The sequence below is a fragment of the Cryobacterium sp. Hz7 genome (assembly GCF_004402815.1).
Taxonomy (GTDB): Bacteria; Actinomycetota; Actinomycetes; order Actinomycetales; family Microbacteriaceae; genus Cryobacterium; species Cryobacterium sandaracinum.
Window position 1 is genome coordinate 14,342 of sequence record NZ_SOFB01000009.1, and the last position, 22,827, is coordinate 37,168.

The window sequence follows — 22,827 nt, forward strand, 5'->3', positions numbered from 1 at the left end:
CCGCACCGCGTGGCGCCGTTCACCCCCGGAGGAGCGCGGTGCCCGCGGCGAACCAATTCGACGGAGATTCTCCTGAAAAACGGCTTTTCGAGGGTAATCAGGGCCGTTTCTGGCAAAATCTCCGTCGAATTCGTTCAGGCCGGAGACGCTGAAGCGCCGCGTACTCGAGAGGCTCGCCGAGCCGTGAGTTCGGCTCCTCAACCCTGTGGCCCGTGGGGAGAGGAGCTCTGCTCACCGTTCGGCGAGCGTACGTGCGTCGGGGCGGCTACGCGACGGCGCGGGTGCGCGACGGAGCGGCTACGCGACGGCGCGGGTGCGAGCCTGCCGGTGGCGGAGGGGCACCGCGAGCCCGCGCCAGCCGAGCAGGAACACCCCGAGCACGACGGTCGCCACGACGACGAAGCTGAATTCCGTTCCCTGCCCGCTCACGGTGCGCAGCAGCATCCCGACGCCGACGGCGAAGAGCCAGATTCCGGTGCCTGTCCAGACGATCTTTTGCGGGCTGCGCCAGGCGCGCATGATGAGCCAGCCCACGAGGAGACCGCCAAGGAAGGGCAGCCCGGTGATCAGGGTGCCGAGAATATCCTCTTGGTGGCTGGCCCGGCCGATCAGCACGAAGACCAGCACCAGGGCGGCGTCGAGTCCCGCCGCGAGGAGGAGACTGGACCGACTGCTCTGCTGGATTGCCATGCTTCCAGCCTACGGGGGCCCGGAGGGTCAGACCGCGTTGCCGATCCGGCCGCGTTGCCGATCAGACCGCGTTGCCGATCAGACCGCGGTGCCGAGCAGGGAGCCGATCGCCCAGGTGACTCCGAGCGCGAGCAGGCCGCCAACGAGCACCCGGGAGATCGCGCGGGTTTTCGGACTTCCGCCGAGGTAGGAGCTCAGCCAGCCGGTGATGACCAGGGCGATCGCGACGGCGAGGAAAGTGGCCGGCAGGCGCCACTCCGGCGGCGGCAGCAGCACCGCCAGCAGCGGCAGGCTCGCACCGACCGTAAACGCGATGGCGGAGGCGTAGGCGGCGTGCCACGGGTTCGACAGCTCGTCGGCGCCGATGTGGAGTTCCACCTCGAGGTGCGCGGCGAGGGCGTCGTGCGCGGTCAGCTCGAGGGCCACCTGCTTCGACGTCCGGGGGGTGAGCCCCTTTGCCTGGTAAAGGTCGGCCAGTTCGGCGAGCTCCTGCTCGGGCATGTTCTCGAGTTCCCAGGTCTCCTTGGCGATCAGGGCGCGCTCGGTGTCGCGCTGGCTGCTCACCGAGACGTACTCGCCCAGGGCCATCGAGATCGCGCCGGCGAGCAGGGCGGCGACACCCGCGATCAGGATCGCCGAGGCATCCGTGGTCGCCGCCGCGACGCCGACCACCAGGGCCGCAACCGACACGATGCCGTCGTTGGCTCCGAGCACGCCGGCCCGCAGCCAGTTCAGGCGCGAGGCATGGTCGGCGGAGTGGGGATCGACGCCGTGTTCGGGTTCAGTCATGACTGAATCCAAGCAGGCGGATGCGTGCCGCGCCAGCAAGGACTGGCTTGCCTCACGGCGGCAACTTCACGGCGACCGACGTGCGGCGCACGGCGTGTTCGCGATGTCGGCGGGGACCGATAGAGTTTCAAATGGTACGTATGTCTTGATGTCGAGCTATCTGCGGCGCGGGCATCCGTGCCCTTGCCCCTCAAGACCTTGCAGGAACGCTACGACGCGGATTGGAAGAGCAGCGTGGATCTTTACGAATATCAGGCACGAGACCTGTTTGAACAGTATGGAGTCCCGGTTCTGCCGGGCATCATCGCGGACACTCCGGAGGAGGTGCGTACCGCGGCCGAGAAGTTGGGCGGCGTTGTTGTCGTCAAGGCCCAGGTCAAGGTCGGCGGCCGCGGCAAAGCCGGCGGCGTGAAGGTGGCGAAGACCCCCGACGACGCTGAAGCCGCCGGGCGCGCCATCCTCGGACTCGACATCAAGGGCCACACCGTCAACCGGGTCATGGTGGCCGGCGGAGCCCGTATTGCGCAGGAGTTCTACTTCTCCGTGCTGCTGGACCGCACCAACCGCTCCTACCTCTCGCTCGCGAGCTACGAGGGTGGCGTGGAGATCGAGGTTCTCGCTGTCGAGAAGCCCGAAGCGCTCGCCTACACGGCCATCGACCCGATTGCCGGGATCGACCTGAACACGGCCCGTCAGATCGCGGTCGACGCGAAGTTCCCGGCCGACCTCGTCGACAAGGTCGCACCCGTCTTCGTGCAGCTCTACAACGTATTCACCGGTGAAGACGCGACCCTGGTCGAGGTCAACCCGCTCGTGCTGACCGAAGAGGGCGACGTCATCGCCCTCGACGGCAAGGTCACGATCGACGAAAACGCCGGCTTCCGCCACCCGAGGCACGCCCTCCTCGAGGATGCGGCCGCTGCCGACCCGCTCGAGGCGAAGGCCAAGGAGAACGACCTCAACTACGTCAAGCTCGACGGCGAAGTGGGCATCATCGGCAACGGCGCCGGACTCGTGATGAGCACCCTGGACGTCGTCGCCTACGCCGGCGAAAACCACGGCGGCGTCAAGCCTGCCAACTTCCTCGATATCGGGGGCGGAGCATCCGCCGAGGTCATGGCCGCCGGTCTCGACGTCATCCTCGGTGACCCGCAGGTCAAGGCCGTGTTCGTCAACGTCTTCGGCGGCATCACCGCCTGTGACGCTGTGGCCAAGGGCATCGTGGGCGCGCTCGCCGAACTGGGCAGCGCCGCCAACAAGCCGCTCGTTGTGCGCCTCGACGGCAACAACGTCGAGGAAGGCCGTCGCATCCTCACCGAGGCCAACCACCCGCTCGTCACACTGGCCGCCACCATGGACGAGGGTGCCGCCAAGGCCGCCGAACTCGCCCACGCCGCGAAGTAAAGGATTTTCGAACATGTCAATCTTCCTCAACAAGGACTCCAAGGTCATCGTGCAGGGCATCACCGGCGGTGAGGGCACCAAGCACACCGCCCTCATGCTGAGGGCCGGCACCCAGGTCGTCGGCGGCGTGAATGCTCGCAAGGCCGGCACCACCGTCGCGCACGGCAGCGTTGAGCTGCCCGTGTTCGGCACGGTTGCCGAGGCGATCGAAAAGACGGGCGCGGATGTCTCCATCGCGTTCGTGCCGCCGGCCTTCACCAAGGACGCCGTCATCGAAGCCATCGACGCCGGCATCCCGCTGCTCGTCATCATCACCGAGGGTGTGCCCGTGCAGGACTCGGCCGAGTTCTGGGCCTACAACAACGCCAAGGGCAACAAGACCCGCATCATCGGTCCGAACTGCCCCGGCATCATCACCCCCGGTGAGGCGCTCGTGGGCATCACGCCGGCGAACATCACCGGCAAGGGCCCGGTCGGCCTCGTCTCCAAGTCGGGCACCCTGACCTACCAGATGATGTACGAACTGCGCGACCTAGGCTTCTCCACCGCCATCGGCATCGGCGGCGATCCCATCATCGGCACAACGCACATCGACGCGCTCGAGGCGTTCGAGGCTGACCCCGAGACGCTCGCCATCGTCATGATCGGAGAGATCGGCGGCGACGCCGAGGAGAAGGCGGCAGAGTACATCAAGGCCCACGTCACCAAGCCCGTTGTCGGCTACGTAGCCGGCTTCACCGCCCCCGAGGGCAAGACCATGGGCCACGCCGGCGCCATCGTCTCCAACGGGGCCGGAACCGCCCAGGGCAAGAAGGAGGCCCTCGAGGCCGCCGGGGTCAAGGTCGGCAAGACGCCGAGCGCGACCGCCACCCTGCTGCGTGAGGTTCTCGCGGCGCTGTAACCGGCATCGCTGCACAAGCACCGAACGACAGGGCCCGCCTCACCAGGCGGGCCCTGTCGCGTTGTCGGCCGCGGCCGGCGAGCCTGCCTGCCGTGCCTCTGCCTGCCGCCTGCCGAGCCTGTGCCTGCCGCCTGCCGTGCCTCTGCCGCCCTGCCTCTGCCGTGCTCGGGGCCCGAATGAATTCGACGGAGATTTTGGTCAGAACCGGCCCGAAATATCTGTTCCAGCCTGGATCGAGCAAAATCTCCGTCGAATTCGTCAGCGCGCGGCGGGGGGCAGGGGAGCCGGGGCGGCGGAAACGGTAGGCTCCGATCGGATGAAACGCTTAACGACCGCCCTGCTTGCCGCGCTCGACGCGCTCATTGTCGTAGCCATCGGGGTCGGCATCGCGCTCGTTCCGCTCACGGTTCTGTGGGCCACGCAGTTCGACATGGCCGTCAACTGGCTCGTGTTCTGGCGTGCCGCGGTCGACGTCTGGCTCGTCGGCAACGGCGTCGACCTGGTCGTCCAACTCGACCCGACCCTCGTCGCCGCCCTGAACCTGCCCGGCTCGGACGCCGCGTTCCCGATCACGATCGCACTGCTGGGCTTCGCGCTGATGGCCGTGCTCTTCGGCTTGCGCACCGGCCGCCGGGCGGCGGAAACCCCCTACCGCTGGGTCGGGGTGACGGGCGCCATCGCCGGTTACGCGCTGCTGACCGCTCTGCTCGTGCTGTCGGCCGGCACGGATGCCGTGCGCCCCCAGACGGTACAGGGTCTGGTTCTGCCTCCGCTCATCTTCGCCACCGGCGTTCTGATCGGCGCCGGCCAGGGTCAGCTGGGCCGCCTGATCGGCAGCATCCCCGGCCTGCCCGGCCGCCTCCCGGGAGTCGTCCGGGGCGCGGGCCGCGGCGCAACCGGCAGCAGTGCCGACAGCGCCGGCAACGTCGCCAGCGTCAGCGGTTCCGGTGCCGGCAGTAGCGCCGGCAAGAGCGTCCACGGCCTCAATGGCACCAGCAGCACCAGCAACACCAGCAACACCAGCAGCACCAGCAACACCAGCAACACCAGCAGCACCAGCAGCAACACCAGCAACATGGGCGCCGCAGCCGGCCTGCTCCCGGTCGCGGTGCGCGCGGGCGCCGCCGCGGCGCTGCGGAGCGGAACGGCCGCGGCCGCCGGTATCCTCTGCGTCTCCGGGATCACCGTTTTCGTGCTGATCCTAACCAGCTACGCCACCATCATCGGACTCTACGAGACCGTGCAGGCAGGCGTCCTGGGCGGCATCGCGCTCACACTCCTGCAGCTTTCGCTGATCCCGAACCTGGTTATCTGGGCCGCGGCCTGGTTTGCGGGACCCGGCATCGCGGTAGGCGTGGGCACCAGCGTGTCCCCGGTCGGCACCTCGCTCGGCGCCGTACCGGGCCTCCCGATCCTTGGCGTGCTGCCGCAGGGCAGCCTGGCGTTCGGGTTTGTCGGCCTGCTCGTGCCGCTGCTGGTCGGTTTCCTCGCCGCCGTCATCCTGAGGCAGCGGGCGACCGCGGATGTTCCTCCTTCCATCTCGGAACGGCTCCTCACGGGCCTCGGCACCGGGTTCGTCGCCGGTGTGCTTCTCGGGCTGCTGGCCTGGTGGTCGGGCGGAGCTCTCGGCCCGGGCCGTCTTGTCGAGGTCGGCCCGAACCCGCTGCTGGTCGGGGCGTTGGTCGCGCTCGAGGTCGGCATCGCGGCCTGCCTCGGTCTCCTGACTCCCGCGCCCACGGTCGGCGAGAACGGCTCCGGGCGCGGTGCGACGGGCGAAATGCCGGGAACGAAGCCGGGCACGAAGCCGGCAACCGCTTCACGTGCGGCGCGCAGTGGGGATACCGGGGTCGGTCGTCTCCTCGGCCGGCTGCGCGACGCGCTCCCTCGCCGGTAGGCTTCTCCCGTGCTGAACTTGGTCGTACTGATCTCCGGCGGGGGATCCAACCTTCGCTCCCTGCTCGAGGCCTGCCGCGACGCCGAATACCCGGCCCGCGTGGTGGCCATCGGCTCCGACCGGGACGCCGACGGGCTCGTGCTCGGCGAGGAATACGGCATCTCCACGTTCACGGTGCCGTACACGTCGCATCCGTCCCGGGAGGCCTGGGGCGACGAGCTCCTCGCGCAGATCCAGCAGTGGGACGCCGACCTCATCGTGCTCAGCGGCTTCATGCGCCTGCTGCCGCCCCGGGTGGTGGCGGCGCTGACCCCGAACCTGCTCAACACGCATCCGGCCTACCTGCCCGAATTCCCCGGGACGCACGGGGTGCGTGACGCGCTCGCCGCCGGGGTCGCCGAAAGCGGCGCCAGCCTGATCGTGGTTGACACCGGCGTCGACGACGGACCGATCATCGCGCAGGAACGGGTGCCGGTGCTGCACGGTGACACCCAGGCATCCCTGCACGACCGCATCAAAATCGTCGAGCGTCGCCTGCTGGTGCAGGCCGTGCTCGATATCGCCAACGGACACGTCGATCTCAAGGAGTATCCCCACATATGAGCGGTCCCACTAACGCCCCGAGCCTGTACCGCCACCGCGACGTCGTGCCCGTGCAGCGCGCCCTCATCTCGGTGAGCGACAAGACGGGTCTGGTCGAACTGGCCGCAGCTCTCGCGGCGACCGGCGTCGAAATCGTATCGACCGGTTCAACGGCCGCCTTCATCCGCGCCGCCGGCCACGACGTGACGGATGTCTCCGCCGTCACCGGCTTCCCCGAATCCCTCGACGGCCGGGTCAAGACCCTGCACCCGGGAGTGCACGCCGGTATCCTCGCCGACCTGCGCCTCGAGGCGCACGAGGCGCAGCTCGCCGACCTCGGCATCGCCGCATTCCAGCTCGTCGTCGTGAACCTGTACCCGTTTGTCGAGACCGCCCTGTCGGGTGCGGTCCCGGCCGACGTGATCGAGCAGATCGACATCGGCGGCCCGGCCCTCGTGCGCGCCGCGGCCAAGAACCACGCCAACGTCGCCATCGTCGTGGACCCCGACAACTACGACGAGATCATCGCAGCCGTCGAGGCCGGCGGCACCCCGCTGACGCTGCGCCAGAAGCTGGCCTCGCTCGCCTTCGAGCACACCGCCGGCTACGACCTGAGCGTCTCCGCCTGGTTCACGGAGAACGTCTACGACCAGTGGCAGGACGACGCAGCGGCCCTCGACGAGGAGATCCTCGAGGAGTTCGACGCCGTGATCGGCGACGCCCTCTCCGAGGAGATGCCGTTTCCCGAGACCCTTGTCATCGAGGCCACCCGCAGTGCGGTGCTCCGCTACGGCGAGAACTCGCACCAGGCCGCGGCCCTCTACCTCGGCGAGGGCGGACAGGGCATCGCGCAGGCCGTGCAGCGCCACGGCAAGGAGATGTCGTACAACAACTACGTCGACGCGGATGCCGCCGTGCGCGCCGCCTACGACTTCGTCGCACCGGCCGTCGCCATCATCAAGCACGCCAACCCCTGCGGCATCGCCGTCGCCAACCCCAAGGCGCCCGACGCGATCGCCTCCGCGCACCACCGCGCGCACGACTGCGACCCGATCTCCGCGTTCGGCGGCGTCATCGCGGCCAACCGCACAGTCACCCTCGGCATGGCCGAGACCGTCAGTCAGATCTTCACCGAGGTGCTCGTCGCCCCGGGTTTCGAGCCGGCCGCGTTCGAGCTGCTCAGCGCCAAGAAGAACATCCGCCTGCTCGAGCTTCCGGTTGACTACCACCGATCCTCGCTCGAACTGCGCCAGATCTCTGGCGGCCTGCTCGTGCAGGAGTCCGACACGTTCGACGACCTCGACTCGTCGACCTGGGCCCTCGCGGCCGGCGACGAGGTCGACGCGGCCACCCGGGCGGACCTCGAGTTTGCTTGGAAGGCCTGCCGCTCCGTGAAGTCGAACGCCATCCTGCTGGCGCGCGGCGGGGCATCCGTGGGCGTCGGAATGGGCCAGGTCAACCGGGTCGACTCCTGCCACCTCGCGGTGCTGCGGGCCGGCGACCGGGCGGCCGGCTCGGTCGCGGCCTCGGACGCGTTCTTTCCGTTCGCGGACGGCCTGCAGGTGTTGCTCGACGCGGGCGTCACCGCTGTTGTGCAGCCCGGCGGCTCCGTGCGCGACGCCGAGGTCATCCAGGCGGCCGCGGATGCCGGCGTCAGCATGTACTTCACCGGGGAGCGCCACTTCTTCCACTAGGCGTTCATCGGGGCAGCCCCGGTGCGGCCACGGAATCTGGCACGATTGAAGGAACCGTGGCTTCGCCAGACCCGTCCCGGCAGGAAGGAACGCCGTGCCAGACCTCGAGGGATTCATCCAGACCGGCTACCTCGTCGCCCTGGCGGTCGCGGTCGTGGCCGCGGTGGCGATCACGGCGATCGTCGCCCTGGTCTTCCGGGTGGTGGGCCGGAAGGAAGCCTGGGCGCGCACGCTGGTCGGCCTGGTCAGGGTGCCGTTCCGGTTGACGCTGCTGGTGGGCGCGATCTGGACCGTTCACACGCTGTTCCTGCAGACCTCCGAGGGGATCGAACGACTGGTCGACTTCTTCTTCCGGGCCCTCTTCATCGCCGCGTCCACCTGGCTGGTCTGCGCGCTGCTCTACTTCTTCGAGGAGGTGGCGGCCGCCCGCTACCGCATCGACGTGCGCGACAACCGCGTCGCGAGAAGGGTGCGTACCCAGCTGCGGATGCTGCGGCGCATCGGCGTCGTCGTGATCGTCATCTGCGCGATCGGGGCAGTGCTGCTCAGTATCCCCGGCGCCGCGACCCTGGGCGCGAGCCTGTTCGCCTCAGCCGGTCTGCTCAGCGTCGTGGCCGGCCTGGCCGCGCAGTCCACTCTCGCGAACGTGTTCGCCGGCATCCAGCTGGCCTTCAACAACGCCCTGCGGGTCGACGACGTGGTCATCGTCGAGACCGAGTGGGGCAAGATCGAGGAGATCACCCTCACCTACGTAGTCGTGCACATCTGGGACGACCGCCGCATGGTGCTGCCGTCGACCTACTTCACCACCAACCCGTTCCAGAACTGGACCCGGCACAACAGCGAGTTGCTCGGCGCGGTCGAGTTCGACCTCGACTGGCGTGTCGACCCAGCCGGCATGCGCGTGGAACTCGACCGCATCGTCGCGCAGACCGAGCTCTGGGACGGCCGCGTGGTCGTACTCCAGGTGACGGATGCCGTGGGCGGCTTCGTGCGCGTGCGCGTGCTGGTCTCCGCCGCCGACGCTCCCACCCTGTTCGACCTCCGCTGCCTCGTGCGCGAGAACCTGATCGACTGGCTCAACACGCACAACCCCGAGGCACTGCCGGTGGGACGGATGGAACTGCGGCGTGAACCCCCGCGTGCGGAGGTTCCCGCGCGCGCCGCGCCGTCGGCCCACCCCGTCACCGCGCCCATCGGGCTGTTCTCCGGCGACGAGAACGCCAAGGCGCGGGCGGCCGAGTTCACCGCGACCATCCCCGTGCAGGAGGGTCCGGCCGAGAAGCGCTGACGCGCCGCCGGTCACGACGCGCAGTCGGGGAGTCGCGCGGCTATTCTGGTGCAGTCGACGCGTCACGATCGCGGCGGCACAGCCAGCCCACAAGGCCGACCAGCGAGGAGAACCACCCCATGACGCTCACGCACCCCACCACCTCGCTGGATGCCCTGATCGGCCTCCCATTCACGCACGAGCGCGTGTTGATCACCACCGGCATCCGTTCGGGCCTCGTGATCACCGTGGCCGTGCACTCCACCCGGCTCGGCCAGGCCCTCGGCGGCGCCCGCCTGTGGCAGTACGAGAATTGGACGGATGCCGTCGCCGACGCCCTGCGCCTGTCCGCGGCCATGACGCTGAAGAACGCGGCCGCCGGGCTGAACCTGGGCGGCGGCAAGTCCGTGATCCACGTGCCGCTCGGCACCGAGTTGAGCGAGGCGGAGCGGCGTGACGTCATGCTCGACCTCGGCGACGCCATCGAAAGTCTGGACGGCGCGTACATGACGGCCGAGGACGTCGGCACGAACGCCGAGTCGATGGCCATCGTGAAGGAACGCACCGACCACGTCTGCGGTCTCCCGGCCGCCAGCGGGGGCGTGGGCGAACCGGCCGACGCGACCGCGGCCGGCGTCTACGCCAGCGTGCTCGCCACCCTCGACGCCCTGTTCGGCAGCCGCGAGGTTTCCGGCCGGCACATCGTCATCTCCGGCCTGGGCCAGGTCGGCGGCCGCCTTGCCGGCGAGCTCGCCGCCGCCGGGGCACGCCTCACGGTCAGCGACGTCAACCTGGGCAAGCAGCAGGTCGCCGCCGGCCTCGGCGCGACCTGGGTCCCCGTCGACGAGGTGCACCACGTGCCGGCCGACCTGTTCGTGCCCTGCGGGCTCGGCGGGGTGCTCACCGCCCGGGTGATCGGTGAACTCAATGTGCTCGGGGTGGTCGGGGCCGCCAACAACCAGCTCGCCCAGCCGGAGGGTGCCGCCCAGCTGGACGCGCGGGGCATCCTCTGGGCACCCGACTTCGTTGTGAACGCCGGCGGCGTCATCTACCTGGCCCTGGCCTCGGAGCCGAACGCCGACCAGGCCGTCGTGACCGAGCGGGTCGCCGCGATCGGCGATGTCGTCGCGCAGATCTTCACGGATGCCCGCGAGCAAGGCATCACAACGCTCGCCGCCGCCGAGCGCCTCGCTGCCGCGCGGCTGGACGCCGCCCGCCCGCGGTAGCCGCCCCGGGCGGCTCCCCGGTCGCTTCGCCGGCGCTGCGCGCGTGCTGCGCCGCTCCGCGCACGGCACGCCACGCGCGGGGCGGCGCATGACCGGCGCGCCGAATCCGAGCCCACCCATCTCCGACTTCGAGAAGCTCGAGGGCTGCGTCACCTGCCTGAGCGTACGGGTGCGCTGAATCCCGATCCCCGAATTCGGCGCTTGCGCCCGAGGCCCCGGAACCGTAGTCTGAGAGGCTGCCTGATCAGGGGGGCACAGCTCAGACACCACGCGCTCAGGAGGCCGACATGACCAAGACAGCACCGTTCACGATCGCAACGTGTGCGAACGACGGCGCGCGCCTTGGCGCAGCCACCTCGTTCCCGCGCGCCGCTTAGCCTGCCCCCTCCCGCGATCTCCCGCCCCGCCTCGGGCCTGACTCCGGGCCGCTGACACCCAGCGACCGGCTCCGCCCCGCAGGCCGGCAGCCATGCTGCCCCCGGAAGCTACGGCTTCCACCCCCGCCGACCGACGTGCTCGTCGTCGGCCTCCCGGCGCCGCGCGCCGCCGTTCACTGGAACCAGACTCGTTCAGGACTCACTCGTGACCACGCTCACCGACCACAGCCATCCGCCCGACCCCGACCCCGCAGCAGGAACCGACCCCGTTGCCCTGCCCCGGAGGAACACCCTCCAGGTGCTGCTGCGCCTCTACCCCTTCGCCCGGCCGGCCCTGCCGCGGCTGGCCCTCGGCATGCTCGCCGCCCTGCTGGCGGCGCTTGTGGCGCTCACCATCCCGCAGGTGCTGCAGCGCCTCGTCGACGGTGCCCTGACTCAGCAGGACGCCGCCCAGATCTGGCCGGCCGTCATCGTGGTACTCGCCCTCGGCGTGATCGAGGCGGTGCTGATCGCACTGCGCCGCTGGTTCGTTCTCGGCCCCGGCACCCACATCGAGGCCCGGATGCGCAACGCGCTCTACGCCCGGCTGCAGGACCTCCCGGTCACATTCCACGACAAGTGGCCGAGCGGCCAACTGCTCTCCCGCGCCGTCAGCGACCTCAACCTGATCCGCCGCTGGATCTCGTTCGGCCTCGTGCTGCTCATCGTGAACGTCGTCACCGTTGTGATCGGCGCCGCCATCCTGGTGTCGATGAACTGGATCCTCGGCCTCATCTTCCTCGTCTGCTCCGTGCCGCTGTGGATCGTCGGCTACCTGTTCGAGGAGAAATACTCCGTCGTTGCGCGGCGCAGCCAGGACCAGGCCGGCGACCTCGCGACGGCCGTCGAGGAGTCGGTGCACGGCATCCGGGTGCTCAAGGCCTTCGGGCGCGGCAAGTTCGCGTTGAAGAATTTCTCCGACCAGGCCGAGAGCCTGCGCGGCACCGAGATCGAGAAGGCGCGCGCCATCGCCGGCATCTGGCTGTGGCTGCTGATGATCCCGGATGTGGCCTTCGCCCTCTGCCTCGTCGCCGGTGTCTGGCTGGCCGGCCAGGGCGAGTTCAGCGTGGGCGGGCTCGTGGCCTTCTTCGCCACGGCCACCGTGCTGCGCTGGCCGATCGAGTCGGTCGGGTTCCTGCTGTCGATGACCTTCGATGCCCGCACCGCGACCGACCGGTTCTTCGACGTGCTCGACGCGCCGAACGCCATCACCGACCCCGAGCATCCCGTTACCGTCGACCGGCCCCGCGGCCGCCTCGCGTTCGAGAACGTGCACTTCCGCTACCCCGACTCGCCGAGCCGCTTCCCGGACCTGCTCGACGGCGTGGACCTGGTGCTCGAACCGGGGGAGACCATGGCGCTCGTTGGTCTGACCGGCTCCGGCAAGTCCACCCTGACGGCGCTCACCACCCGCCTCTACGACGTGACGGAGGGGGCGGTGACCCTCGACGGGGTCGACGTGCGCTCCCTCGGCCGCGAGGAACTGCGTCGCCACCTGTCGATGGCGTTCGAGGATGCGACGCTGTTCTCGGCATCCGTGCGCGACAACGTGCTGCTCGGCCGTCCGGAGTGGGCCGAGCGCTCGCCCGAAGCGGATGCCGCACTCGAGGAGGCGCTCATGGTCGCCCAGGCCGGCTTCGCCCACGACCTCCCGGAGGGCGTGGACACGCTCGTCGGAGAGGAAGGGATGAGCCTCTCCGGCGGCCAGCGGCAGCGGATCGCGCTCGCGCGGGCGGTGGCGGCGAAACCCGCCGTGCTCGTGCTCGACGACCCGTTGTCGGCGCTCGACGTGAACACCGAGTCCCTTGTCGAAGCCGCGCTGCGCGAGGTGCTCTCCGCGACCACGGCGCTGATCGTGGCGCACCGGCCGTCCACCGTGATGCTCGCCGACCGGGTGGCGCTGCTCCAGAACGGGCGTGTCACCGCGATCGGACGGCACTCCGATCTACTCCGCGATAGCGAACACTACAAGTTCGTCATCTCGAGCCTGGAAGACGAAGAACGACGAGAGTCCGCACGAGAGGAGGCGGCGCGATGACCGTCACCGGTGTCGAGGGCGAAGACCGCAGCAACTTCACCGCCGCGGAGAGCAAGCAGATCCGGGGCCGGTCGCTGCGCCTGCTCGGGTCGCTGCTGCACCCGGTGCGCTTTTCGGTCCTCGCGGCAATGCTGATCGTGGTCGTGTCCACGGCCGCGCAGGTGGCCGGCCCGGCCCTGATCGCGTTCGGGATCGACCGCGGTCTGCCCGCGCTGATGGAGCAGGACTGGGTGCCGCTGGCCGCCACGGGGGTGGTCTACCTCGCCACAGGTGTGGTCGGGGCCATCCTGATCGCCTGGTACACGATCATGTCGGCGCGGATCAGCCAGGCCGTGCTGATCGACCTGCGCAAGAGGGTCTTCCTGCACACGCAGCGGCTGAGCCTCGAATTCCACGAGTCGTACACCTCGGGGCGCATCATCTCCCGGCAGACCAGCGACCTCGACGCCATCCGGGAACTGCTGGATTCGGGCATCAACCAGCTCGTGCAGGGGCTGCTGTACATGGTGTTCACGGCGATCGCCCTGTTCCTGCTCGACGGTACGAGCGGGCTTGTCCTGCTCGCGTCGATCGTGCCGTTGGCGCTGCTCACCCGCTGGTTCCAGGTGCGCTCGCAAACGCTCTTCCGCCGGTCGAGAACGGCGTCGGCGAGCCTGATCGTGCAGTTCGTGGAGACCATGACCGGCATCCGTGCGGTCAAAGCCTTCCGGGCGGAGAAACGCAACGAGAAGGTGTTCGGCGAACTGGTCGAGGACTACCGCAAGGTGAATGAGCGGGTCATCCAGCTGTTCGGCATCTTCGATCCGGGTCTCGTGTTGATCGGGAACGTGGCCGTCGCGGTCGTTCTCCTGGTCGGCGGGTTCCGCGTCGTCGACGGCCAGCTCTATATCGGCGCGCTGCTCGCGGCCCTGCTCTACACCCGCCGGTTCTTCGACCCGATGGAGGAGATGGCGATGTTCTACAACTCCTACCAGTCGGCCGCCGCGGCGCTGGAGAAGATCTCCGGGGTGCTCGAGGAGCATCCCGGAGTGCCGGACCCGGTGACGCCGGTCGACCTCTGGGCGGCAAAGGGTGCGGTCTCGTTCGAGAACGTGCAATTCGAATACCAGAGCGACCGGGTCATCCTGCCGCAGTTCGACCTGACGATCCCGGCCGGGCAGACCATCGCCCTGGTTGGGTCGACCGGGGCCGGCAAGTCCACCCTGGCCAAGCTGATGGCGCGTTTCTACGACCCGTCGGTGGGTCAGGTGACCCTCGACGGCGTCGACCTGCGCGACCTGCACCCCAAGGACCTGCGCCGAGCGATCGTCATGGTCACCCAGGAGGCCTACCTGTTCAGCGGTTCGGTCGCCGACAACATTTCGATCGGCAAACCGGATGCGACGCCCGCCGAGATCGTGGCGGCGGCCCGAGCGGTCGGCGCGCACGACTTCATCGCGGGGCTGCCGAACGGGTACGACACCGACGTGAACAAGCGCGGCGGGCGCGTCTCCGCCGGGCAGAGGCAGCTGATCTCGTTCGCTCGGGCGTTCCTGGCCGACCCGGCGGTGCTCATCCTCGACGAGGCCACCTCGAGTCTGGACATCCCGAGTGAACGCCTCGTGCAGCAGGCGCTGCAGACACTGCTCGGGGGACGCACCGCCGTGATCATCGCGCATCGCCTATCGACTGTGGCGATCGCCGACCGGGTGCTCGTGATGGAGCACGGGCGCATCGTGGAGGACGGCACGCCCGACCACTTGATCGCCGGCACCGGCCGGTTCGCGCAGCTGCACGCCGCCTGGCGCGACTCGCTGGTGTGATCGGCGACGCGACTCGCGGCGCGAGCGGTTAGGCGAACCCCCAGGCCTTTTCTTCGTCGCTCGAGTCGTCGGAGAGCGGCGTGCCCGTCAGGGGGCGGTTGGAGGCGACCGGTCCGAGCGGGTGGTAGCTGGGATCCCGCGGGATCGCGGGCGATTCCTTGAGTTCGACGAAGATCGCGTGCGTCGGCGTGCGGCCGATGTTCACGCCGGCGTGCTCCTGGGCCGGCAGCCAGCGGGTCTCGCCGGCGGGCAGCTCGACGTCGATTTCGCGGCCCTCCGACGACAGGCGCCGGGCGTAGGCGCTGAGCGTGATCATGACGCTGTCGGGATGCTCGTGGGGATTGGTCTCATCGCCGGGAGCGTCGAGGAACTCGAGCACTCGAACGCGGTCGTTCTCAAGCAGTACTCGGTAGGCGCCCGGGTCGGTGACGACGGGATCGAGGGCGGTGTGTGCGGCTGTGCTTTCGCTGTCCATGAAAAACGGTAGCATCCGGCGCAGCCTCGAACCAAGCATTGCGGGCAACCCCGGGCGGTGATCGCTATGCGGGGCTCCAGCGCGCCGCCGCGTAATCGATGCGGTAGCCGTATGCCCCGGCCTTCAACGGGGTGCCCTCCGCGGTGTAGTGGGGGAGCGCGCGCTCCTCGTGCCCGATCGGCGGGCGTCCGCCGGCCCGGATCACACGCCACCAGGGCAGCGCGGCGCCGTGGCGCGCCATGATCTGCCCGACCAGGCGGGCCCCACGGGAGCCGAGCACGGCCGCGACATCACCGTAGGTCATCACGCGACCGGCCGGGATCGACTCCACGATTCCGAGAACGTGCGTGACGAAGGCAGGTTCCCGGGTGCCGGCATCCGTCATCGGCTGCGAGTCAGAGCTGCAATGCGCCGATAATCTCGCCGTAGACGGTTTGGCCGATGTCGCTGAAGCCCAGGCGGTGGAAGAACGACTCCGGCCCCTCTTCGCCGGGTTCCCAGATCACGGTGATGTGGTCGAAGCCGCGCTTGCGGGCCTCGGCGGCGAGTGCGTCTGCGGCGAACTTGCCGACACCCTTGCCCTGGGCCTCCGCGTCCACGTTGATGCGCCAGATGCAGGCACGGAATTCTTCGTGCGGTGAGTCGGGGTCAAAGTTTCCGTGAATGAAGCCGGCAACCTCGCCGTCCAGCAGAACGACGCGCTGCCAGGCGGTCGCGGGGTTGATGACGGACGCCGCGACCGCGTAGGAGACGGGGGCGATGAACTGCTCCTGACCCGGTTTCAGGCTCAGGCTGTTCGCCGCGACAATGTTGCGCGCGGACAGTTCTTCCAGTCGTAGTTCACCCATGCGAACAGGCTAACGTGCACCGGAGCCGGCCGGTAGTCGGGTTTTCGGACGACAGGGCGTGGGGGGTGGCCCCATCCGGAAGATCCGGAAACTGTCTCGATGTCAAGATAGTTACGTCGCTCCACTAGAATCGGTGTGGCTATTCTTGCCCCCCGATATTCTGAGGAGATTTCCATTGGCGAAGATCAAGGTTGAAGGCACTGTCGTCGAGCTCGACGGGGACGAGATGACCCGCATCATCTGGCACGCGATCAAGGAGACCTTGATCCACCCGTACCTCGACATCGACCTCGAGTATTACGACCTGTCGATCCAAAAGCGCGACGAGACCGACGACCAGATCACGATCGACTCGGCCCGCGCCATCCAGAAGCACGGCGTCGGCGTCAAGTGCGCGACCATCACGCCCGACGAGGCGCGCGTCGAGGAATTCGGCCTGAAGAAGATGTGGGCGTCGCCCAACGGCACCATCCGCAACATCCTCGGCGGCACCATCTTCCGCGAACCCATCATCATCTCGAACATCCCGCGCCTCGTGCCGGGCTGGAATAAGCCGATCATCATCGGCCGCCACGCGTTCGGCGACCAGTACAAGGCCACCAACTTCCGCTTCGAGGGCGAGGGCACGCTCAGCATGACCTTCACCCCGAAGGACGGCTCGGCCCCGCAAGAGTTCGAGGTATTCCAGGCCCCCGGCAGCGGCGTCGCGATGGGGATGTACAACCTCGACGACTCCATCCGCGACTTCGCCCGCGCGTCGTTGAACTACGGCCTCGAGCGCAAGTACCCGGTCTACCTGTCGACGAAGAACACGATCCTCAAGGCTTATGACGGCCGCTTCAAGGACATCTTCCAGGAAATCTTCGACGCCGAGTTCAAGGCCCGCTACGACGCGGCCGGCCTCAGCTACGAGCACCGCCTGATCGACGACATGGTCGCCTCTGCCATGAAGTGGGAGGGCGGTTACGTCTGGGCCTGCAAGAACTACGACGGCGACGTGCAGTCGGACACCGTCGCGCAGGGCTTCGGCTCGCTCGGCCTGATGACCAGCGTGCTCTCCACGCCTGACGGCAAGGTCGTCGAGGCCGAGGCCGCGCACGGCACCGTGACGCGCCACTACCGCCAGCACCAGCAGGGCAAGGCCACCTCGACCAACCCGATCGCCTCGATCTATGCCTGGACCCGCGGCCTCGCGCACCGCGCCAAGCTTGACGGGAACCCGGCGCTCGCCGAGTTCGCCAACACGCTCGAAGACGTGGTCATCAAGACCGTCGAGAGCGGCAAGATGACCAAGGACCTCGCGCTTCTCGTGGGCCCGGAGCAGGCCTTCCAGACGACCGAGGAGTTCCTCGCGGCCATCGCGGAGAACCTCCAGGCCCGCATGGCCTAACCCGCAGCGACAGGGCGGCAGTCTCACCCCCCCCCCCCGGGGTGAGGCTGCCGCCCTTTTTTAGGCGTTTTTCCGGGTTTTCCCGGCCCTGAGGGGAGGCTTTCCTTGCTGGCGGTGGCCGGCGAGTGAGGCAAGAATATGACCATGTCGTCTCTGGTCGCCGCCGTTCGTCGTTACCCGCTCGTCGCCACGACCGTGCTGCTCGGGCTCATCGGCGCGGTGCTCGCCCTGGGCGGTCAGACGGATGCCGTGCGCTGGCTGTTCAGTGGATTCGGCCTGCTGGTCGCCGGTTACGAAACGATCGGCATGGTACGACGGCTGCTGGGCGGCACCCTCGGTGTCGACGTGCTCGCGATCACGGCCATCGTCGCCACGGTGCTGGTGGGCGAATACGTGGCCACCCTGATCATCGTGCTGATGCTCACCGGAGGCGCGGCCCTCGAAGACTTCGCCGTGAACCGGGCCAAGCGCGAGCTCGACGCCCTGCTCCAGCGGGCCCCGCAGATCGCGCACCGGCTCGGCGCCGGCGCCGGCACCGATACCGACACCGGCACCGATACCGATACCGACACCGGAAACGGCGAGGTCGAGGACGTGCCGGCCACCGACGTGCGGCCGGGCGACCTGCTTCTCGTTCGCCCTGCCGAGATCGTGCCGGTCGACGGCGCTCTGGTCTCAGTCAGCGCAGTCTTCGACGAGTCCTCGCTCACCGGGGAGAGCCTCCCGGTCGAGCGCGAAGCCGGCGACGCCGTGCTCAGCGGGTCGATCAACGGCCAGGCTGCCGCCACCATCCGAGCCACCGCGACCGCCGCGGACAGCCAGTACCAGCAGATCATCGCGCTGGTCGAAGAGGCATCGGCCAGCAAGGCCCCCGTGGTGCGCCTGGCGGACCGCTACGCCGTGCCGTTCACTGCGGTCTCGCTCTCGATCGCCGCCCTGGCCTGGATCGTCAGCGGCGACCCGGCCCGGTTTGCCGAGGTGCTGGTGGTGGCGACCCCCTGCCCACTCCTGATCTCCGCACCGGTCGCCTTCATGGGCGGCATGAGCCGGGCCGCCCGCAACGGCATCATCGTCAAGGGCGGTGGGGTGCTCGAAATGCTCTCTCGGGCCAAAACCGTGGTCTTCGACAAGACCGGCACGCTCACCCACGGCAGCCCCACCATCGCCCGCGTGCTTCCCGAGCCCGGCTTCGACGAGGACGAGTTGCTCGTACTCGCCGCGTCCGCGGAGCAGTACTCGTCGCACGTGCTCGCGGCATCCGTGATCGCGGCGGCACAGACCCGCGGGCTGGAGCTGATCGGGTCGGAGACCGCGAACGAGGTTCCCGCGCACGGCGTCGTGGCCCGGCTGGGCGCCCGCGAGGTCACCGTGGGCAAGCTGTCGTTCATCCGGGAACGGGCGACGGATGCCGTGGCCGCCCCGATCGAGGGCGGCGAACTGGCCATCTACATCGCCGTCGACGGGCGCTTCGCCGGCAGCATCGTCGCCAGTGACACGCTGCGGGAGAACGCACCGCAGACTCTGGCGGATCTGCGGGCGCTCGGCCTGCGGGACACCGTGATGCTCACCGGCGACGCTCGGCCCACCGCCGAGCACATCGCGGCGCTGGTGGGGATCGAGCAGGTGCAGGCGGACTGCCTGCCCGCCGACAAGGTCAACGCCGTGCGTGGCCTGGCCCACCGCCCGGTGATCATGGTCGGCGACGGGGTGAACGACGCACCCGTGCTGGCCGTCGCCGACGTCGGTATCGCCATGGGAGCCCGCGGGGCCACGGCCGCGAGCGAATCGGCCGACGTCGTCATCTTGATCGACGACCTGACCCGCGCGGCCCGCGCGGTCGCGATCGGCCAGGACACCATCCGGATCGCGCTGCAGAGCATCTGGCTCGGCATCGCTCTGAGCCTCGGCCTGATGGTCCTGGCCGCGTTCGGCTTCATTCCCGCCACCGCGGGAGCACTATTGCAGGAATTCGTCGACCTGGCCACGATCCTGAACGCGTTGCGGGCGATCGGCGGCCGCCGGGACGCCTCGGTGCAGGCCCAGATCGCCGCTCGCAAGCCGGCGGCGGCCGGCGCGCTGAGTCGCTGAGTCGCTGAGTCGCTGAGTCGCTGAGTCGCTGAGTCGCGTCACCCTACTGTGCTGGATGCCCCCAGTTCAGGTGTCAACGCGTGCAAGTTGCACAGTCTGAGGTCGAATTCAGCTAGCTTCAAGTTCATGTGCCTCCGTTGGGGGTCAACCTTTCGTCGTTGAACGGATTGGATGATGCACGTGAACTCACGAAATCGGCATTTCTCACCCTGGGACCTCGACCCCCGGCCGCCGCGCGCACTGTGCAGGGCCACCGCGGTGGCCCTGACCGTCGGGCTGGTGGCTACCGCGGCCCTCGTCGGCGGCACCGTCGCAGCCGGCGCCGCACCGCAGCAGGCTCCGCGGTTGGCCATTGAAAAACCGGCCACCGCCTTCGAGGCCGGCCGCTACGTCGTCACGCTGGCCGCCAGCGCGGTCGCCGCCTACTCCGGCGGCGTCGCCGGTTTCGACGCCACCAAGCCGGCCCCGGGCCGGCAGCTCGACGCGAGCTCGAAGAACGCGACCGCTTACGCCGCGCACCTCGCAACCGAGCAGAGAAGGGTCGCCGCGGCCGCCGGGGTGAGCGTCAGCGTCTCCTACACGACCGCACTCAACGGATTCGCCGCCGAACTCACCGCGGTCCAGGCCGCCGCGCTCTCCGCGAACCGAGAGGTTCTCGCCGTCGAGAAGGACGCGATCCGCCGGGTCACGGCGCAGTCCTCGACCGACTTCCTCGGGCTCGGTGACGCCGCCGGCGTCGGCGGGGTCTGGGACGCGGTCGGCGGCGTTGACGCGGCCGGCGCCGGCGTCGTCGTCGGTATCATCGACACCGGCATCGCCCCGGAGAACGGGTCCTTCGCCGGCGACCCCCTCGGCACCGATCTCGGCGACGCTCCGTTTCGCACGGCCGACGGCGGCATCCGCTTCGGCAAGTCCGACGGCGGCACCTTCACCGGCGCCTGCGTCGTGGGTGTGCAGTTCACCGCAGACGACTGCAGCACCAAAATCGTCGGTGCCCGGTACTACGTCGACGGGTTCGGCGCCTCCCGGATCGGTGCCGAAAGCGTCGGCGAGTACCTTTCGCCGCGCGACGGCGACGGCCACGGCTCACACACCGGCGGCACCGCAGCCGGCAACCACGCCGTCGGCGCGTCGGTCGGTGGCATCGACTTCGGCACCATCTCGGGCGTTGCGCCCGCGGCGAAGATCGCCGCGTACAAGGTCTGCTGGTCCGGCCCCGACCCGGTCAGCCAGGACGACGACGGATGCGCCACCAGCGACCTCCTCTCGGCGATCGACCAGGCCACGGCCGACGGTGTCGACGTGATCAACTTCTCGATCGGCGGCGGTGCGGCCCAGACCACGGTCTCCGCCACCGACGTCGCCTTCCTGGGCGCGGCATCCGCCGGCATCTTCGTGGCGGCGTCGGCCGGTAACGCCGGTCCCGACGCCTCCACGCTCGATAACGCGTCGCCGTGGATCACCACCGTGGCGGCCAGCACCATTCCGAGCTACGAGGCCACCGCCACCCTCGGCAGCGGCCCTGCCTATGGCGGCGGCTCGATCACGGTCCCTGCCGTCGGCGTGACCGGTGCGCTGGTGCGCGGTGACCTCGTCGCCGCCCGGCGCGGAACAGACCCCTTGCTCTGCGGGCCGAACTCGCTCGACCCGGCCAAGGTGACCGGCACGATCGTGTTCTGTCAGCGCGGCGTCTATGACCGGGTCGCCAAGTCCGTCGAGGTGAAGCGTGCCGGGGGTATCGGCATGGTGCTGGTGAACAAGACGGCCAGCTCGCTCGACCTCGACCAGCACGCGGTGCCGACGGTGCACCTCAACGCCGAAGCGTTCGCCACGGCCTTCGCCTACGCAGGCACCGCCGGGGCGACCGTGACCCTCACGCCGGGCAATGCGCTCGGGACCACTCCGCCCACCCCGCAGGTCGCCGGGTTCTCCTCGCGCGGACCGGTACTTGCCGACGGCAGTGACATCATCAAGCCGGACGTCTCGGCGCCCGGGGTTGCGATTCTCGCCGGCGGTGCCAACGCTGCGGGCGCGGCAGGCACGTACCAGTTCCTGTCCGGAACGTCTATGTCGTCGCCGCACGTGGCGGGCCTTGCCGCCCTCTACCTGGGCCAGACGCCGAGCGCGAGCCCGGCCGAGGTGAAATCGGCCTTCATGACCACCGCCTACAACACGGTCACCGGCTCCGGCGCTGCCGTGACCGACCCGTTTCTGCAGGGCGCCGGCCACATCGACCCGACGAAGTTCTTCAGACCGGGACTCGTCTACCTGAACGGGGAGAGCGACTGGATGTCCTACATCAAGGGCGCCGGCTACACCGGGGGCGGCCTGGACGCCGTCACCGCGGTCGACCCGTCGAACCTCAACCTGGCCTCGATCGGCATCGGTTCGCTCACCCGGCCGGAGACGATCACCCGCACGGTGACGTCGACCCAGGCGGGCACCTTCGACGCCTCGGTGTCCGGCCTCGCCGGCATCGACGTGACGATCGAGCCGTCCACGCTGACCTTCGGCGCGGCAGGGGAGACTCAGTCCTACACGGCGACGTTCTCCCGAACGGATGCGCCCGTCGACACGTTCGCGACCGGCTCGCTCAGCTGGACCAGCGGCGCGACCGTCGTGCACAGCCCGGTGGCGGTCAAGCCCGTCACCCTCGAGTCGCCGATCACCGCCGACGGAACCGGTCTGGCCGGCTCCGTCGGCATCCGCGTGACGCCCGGCACGACAGCCGACATCCCCCTGGCGACCGACGGCCTCGCGGCCGGCGTGCTGCTCAGAGAGAAGAAGGGCGGCCCGGGCAAGGCCTACACCGGAACGGGGCTCCCCGGAACGGAGATCGTCTTCACCGTGCAGGTTCCGGCGGGAACGGTGTTGCAGCGCTTCGACCTTGATTCACTAACCGACGCCGCCGACCTTGACCTGGTGGTCAACCGATTGAGCGGCAAGGGCGGCACGCCGATCGAAGGCTGGCAGTCGGCCACGGCGGCGACGGACGAACACGTCGACCTGCTGAACCCGACGGCCGGGTACTACCAGGTTGTCGCGTCGGTCTTCAGTGGCACCGACCGGTACGACCTGACCACCTTCACGGTCGCGCCGGGTGCCGGCGCCGGAGCGTTCACCGTTGCCCCGAACCCTCTCCCGGGAGTGCAGGGCGTTGAAGCGACCTACACGGCCTCGTGGAGTGGTCTGGCCGCGGGCACGGATTACCTCGGGCTGGTGCGCTACGGCGACACTGGCTTCTCCACGGTCGTGGCGGTGGAGAACTAGCGGCCCCCAGGTTCGTCAGCGAGGTCGGACTCGCCCGCTGCGTCCGGCGT

Annotated in this window: 17 protein-coding genes; 12 read left to right on the forward strand and 5 right to left on the reverse strand. The window is 69.2% G+C overall.

Features of this window, described 5'->3' with window-relative positions; genetic code table 11:
• Window positions 1-297 precede the first annotated feature (297 nt).
• Window positions 298-690 (reverse strand): DUF3054 domain-containing protein, encoded by a 393-nt coding sequence (locus E3N86_RS01335; RefSeq protein ID WP_134511181.1) that lies wholly within the window; start codon window positions 688-690, stop codon window positions 298-300.
• A 78-nt stretch (window positions 691-768) separates the two neighbouring features.
• Window positions 769-1,479, reverse strand: a complete 711-nt coding sequence (locus E3N86_RS01340; RefSeq protein ID WP_104100904.1) for a VIT family protein — start codon at window positions 1,477-1,479, stop codon at window positions 769-771.
• Between the two features lie 234 nt (window positions 1,480-1,713).
• Here E3N86_RS01340 and sucC point away from each other — a divergent pair, with 234 nt between their 5' ends.
• The 9 genes from sucC to E3N86_RS01385 all read left to right on the forward strand — a co-directional run bounded on the left by sucC (window position 1,714) and on the right by E3N86_RS01385 (window position 14,706).
• Window positions 1,714-2,883 carry an ADP-forming succinate--CoA ligase subunit beta gene (gene sucC, locus E3N86_RS01345; RefSeq protein ID WP_104101020.1) on the forward strand — a complete coding sequence of 390 codons (1,170 nt, stop codon included), beginning with the start codon at window positions 1,714-1,716 and terminating at the stop codon, window positions 2,881-2,883.
• A 13-nt stretch (window positions 2,884-2,896) separates the two neighbouring features.
• A complete protein-coding gene (gene sucD / locus E3N86_RS01350; protein ID WP_134511182.1) occupies window positions 2,897-3,784 on the forward strand; it encodes a succinate--CoA ligase subunit alpha in 888 nt (295 codons plus the stop codon).
• A gap of 316 nt (window positions 3,785-4,100) precedes the next feature.
• The gene (locus E3N86_RS01355; protein ID WP_134511183.1) at window positions 4,101-5,678 is read left to right on the forward strand and encodes a DUF6350 family protein; all 1,578 of its coding nucleotides are present in this window, start codon (window positions 4,101-4,103) and stop codon (window positions 5,676-5,678) included.
• Window positions 5,679-5,687: 9 nt separating this feature from the next.
• Window positions 5,688-6,281 carry a phosphoribosylglycinamide formyltransferase gene (purN, locus tag E3N86_RS01360; protein ID WP_134375393.1) on the forward strand — a complete coding sequence of 198 codons (594 nt, stop codon included), beginning with the start codon at window positions 5,688-5,690 and terminating at the stop codon, window positions 6,279-6,281.
• The gene (purH, locus tag E3N86_RS01365; protein ID WP_134342988.1) at window positions 6,278-7,954 is read left to right on the forward strand and encodes a bifunctional phosphoribosylaminoimidazolecarboxamide formyltransferase/IMP cyclohydrolase; all 1,677 of its coding nucleotides are present in this window, start codon (window positions 6,278-6,280) and stop codon (window positions 7,952-7,954) included. Before purN ends, purH begins: the two co-directional genes overlap by 4 nt.
• A gap of 94 nt (window positions 7,955-8,048) precedes the next feature.
• Window positions 8,049-9,245, forward strand: a complete 1,197-nt coding sequence (locus E3N86_RS01370; RefSeq protein ID WP_134511184.1) for a mechanosensitive ion channel family protein — start codon at window positions 8,049-8,051, stop codon at window positions 9,243-9,245.
• Window positions 9,246-9,364: 119 nt separating this feature from the next.
• A complete protein-coding gene (locus E3N86_RS01375; RefSeq protein WP_134511185.1) occupies window positions 9,365-10,450 on the forward strand; it encodes a Glu/Leu/Phe/Val dehydrogenase family protein in 1,086 nt (361 codons plus the stop codon).
• Between the two features lie 732 nt (window positions 10,451-11,182).
• Entirely contained in the window at window positions 11,183-12,904 is a 1,722-nt protein-coding gene (locus E3N86_RS01380) for an ABC transporter ATP-binding protein (RefSeq protein ID WP_134511215.1), read from the forward strand.
• A complete protein-coding gene (locus E3N86_RS01385) occupies window positions 12,901-14,706 on the forward strand; it encodes an ABC transporter ATP-binding protein (protein WP_104100193.1) in 1,806 nt (601 codons plus the stop codon). Before E3N86_RS01380 ends, E3N86_RS01385 begins: the two co-directional genes overlap by 4 nt.
• Window positions 14,707-14,734: 28 nt before the next feature.
• Here E3N86_RS01385 and E3N86_RS01390 read toward each other — a convergent pair whose 3' ends face one another.
• The 3 genes from E3N86_RS01390 to E3N86_RS01400 all read right to left on the reverse strand — a co-directional run bounded on the left by E3N86_RS01390 (window position 14,735) and on the right by E3N86_RS01400 (window position 16,029).
• On the reverse strand, window positions 14,735-15,181 hold the full coding sequence (locus E3N86_RS01390; RefSeq protein WP_198411461.1) for a cupin domain-containing protein: 447 nt from the start codon (window positions 15,179-15,181) through the stop codon (window positions 14,735-14,737).
• 64 nt (window positions 15,182-15,245) lie between these two features.
• Window positions 15,246-15,566, reverse strand: coding sequence for an MGMT family protein (locus tag E3N86_RS01395; protein WP_134373833.1), 321 nt, complete (start codon window positions 15,564-15,566; stop codon window positions 15,246-15,248).
• Window positions 15,567-15,576: 10 nt separating this feature from the next.
• Entirely contained in the window at window positions 15,577-16,029 is a 453-nt protein-coding gene (locus E3N86_RS01400; protein ID WP_104100191.1) for a GNAT family N-acetyltransferase, read from the reverse strand.
• 175 nt (window positions 16,030-16,204) lie between these two features.
• Here E3N86_RS01400 and E3N86_RS01405 point away from each other — a divergent pair, with 175 nt between their 5' ends.
• From E3N86_RS01405 to E3N86_RS01415, 3 genes are all read left to right on the forward strand, one after another.
• Window positions 16,205-17,419: an NADP-dependent isocitrate dehydrogenase gene (locus E3N86_RS01405; protein WP_104100190.1), complete on the forward strand. Its 1,215-nt coding sequence runs from the start codon at window positions 16,205-16,207 to the stop codon at window positions 17,417-17,419.
• A 144-nt stretch (window positions 17,420-17,563) separates the two neighbouring features.
• Window positions 17,564-19,507, forward strand: a complete 1,944-nt coding sequence (locus E3N86_RS01410) for a heavy metal translocating P-type ATPase (protein WP_134511186.1) — start codon at window positions 17,564-17,566, stop codon at window positions 19,505-19,507.
• A 180-nt stretch (window positions 19,508-19,687) separates the two neighbouring features.
• On the forward strand, window positions 19,688-22,777 hold the full coding sequence (locus tag E3N86_RS01415) for a S8 family peptidase (RefSeq protein ID WP_241985904.1): 3,090 nt from the start codon (window positions 19,688-19,690) through the stop codon (window positions 22,775-22,777).
• The last annotated feature ends 50 nt before the right edge of the window (window positions 22,778-22,827 follow it).

What these genes read in the sequence shown, in the direction of transcription:
- E3N86_RS01385 (WP_104100193.1), top strand. Translation starts at nt 12,901, where the DNA reads ATGACCGTCACCGGTGTCGAGGGCGAAGACCGCAGCAACTTCACCGCC.
- E3N86_RS01395 (WP_134373833.1), bottom strand. Translation starts at nt 15,566, where the DNA reads ATGACGGATGCCGGCACCCGGGAACCTGCCTTCGTCACGCACGTTCTC.
- E3N86_RS01335 (WP_134511181.1), bottom strand. Translation starts at nt 690, where the DNA reads ATGGCAATCCAGCAGAGCAGTCGGTCCAGTCTCCTCCTCGCGGCGGGA.
- E3N86_RS01340 (WP_104100904.1), bottom strand. Translation starts at nt 1,479, where the DNA reads ATGACTGAACCCGAACACGGCGTCGATCCCCACTCCGCCGACCATGCC.
- E3N86_RS01380 (WP_134511215.1), top strand. Translation starts at nt 11,183, where the DNA reads ATGCTCGCCGCCCTGCTGGCGGCGCTTGTGGCGCTCACCATCCCGCAG.
- sucD (WP_134511182.1), top strand. Translation starts at nt 2,897, where the DNA reads ATGTCAATCTTCCTCAACAAGGACTCCAAGGTCATCGTGCAGGGCATC.
- E3N86_RS01400 (WP_104100191.1), bottom strand. Translation starts at nt 16,029, where the DNA reads ATGGGTGAACTACGACTGGAAGAACTGTCCGCGCGCAACATTGTCGCG.
- E3N86_RS01375 (WP_134511185.1), top strand. Translation starts at nt 9,365, where the DNA reads ATGACGCTCACGCACCCCACCACCTCGCTGGATGCCCTGATCGGCCTC.
- E3N86_RS01410 (WP_134511186.1), top strand. Translation starts at nt 17,564, where the DNA reads ATGTCGTCTCTGGTCGCCGCCGTTCGTCGTTACCCGCTCGTCGCCACG.
- purH (WP_134342988.1), top strand. Translation starts at nt 6,278, where the DNA reads ATGAGCGGTCCCACTAACGCCCCGAGCCTGTACCGCCACCGCGACGTC.
- E3N86_RS01390 (WP_198411461.1), bottom strand. Translation starts at nt 15,181, where the DNA reads ATGGACAGCGAAAGCACAGCCGCACACACCGCCCTCGATCCCGTCGTC.
- E3N86_RS01355 (WP_134511183.1), top strand. Translation starts at nt 4,101, where the DNA reads ATGAAACGCTTAACGACCGCCCTGCTTGCCGCGCTCGACGCGCTCATT.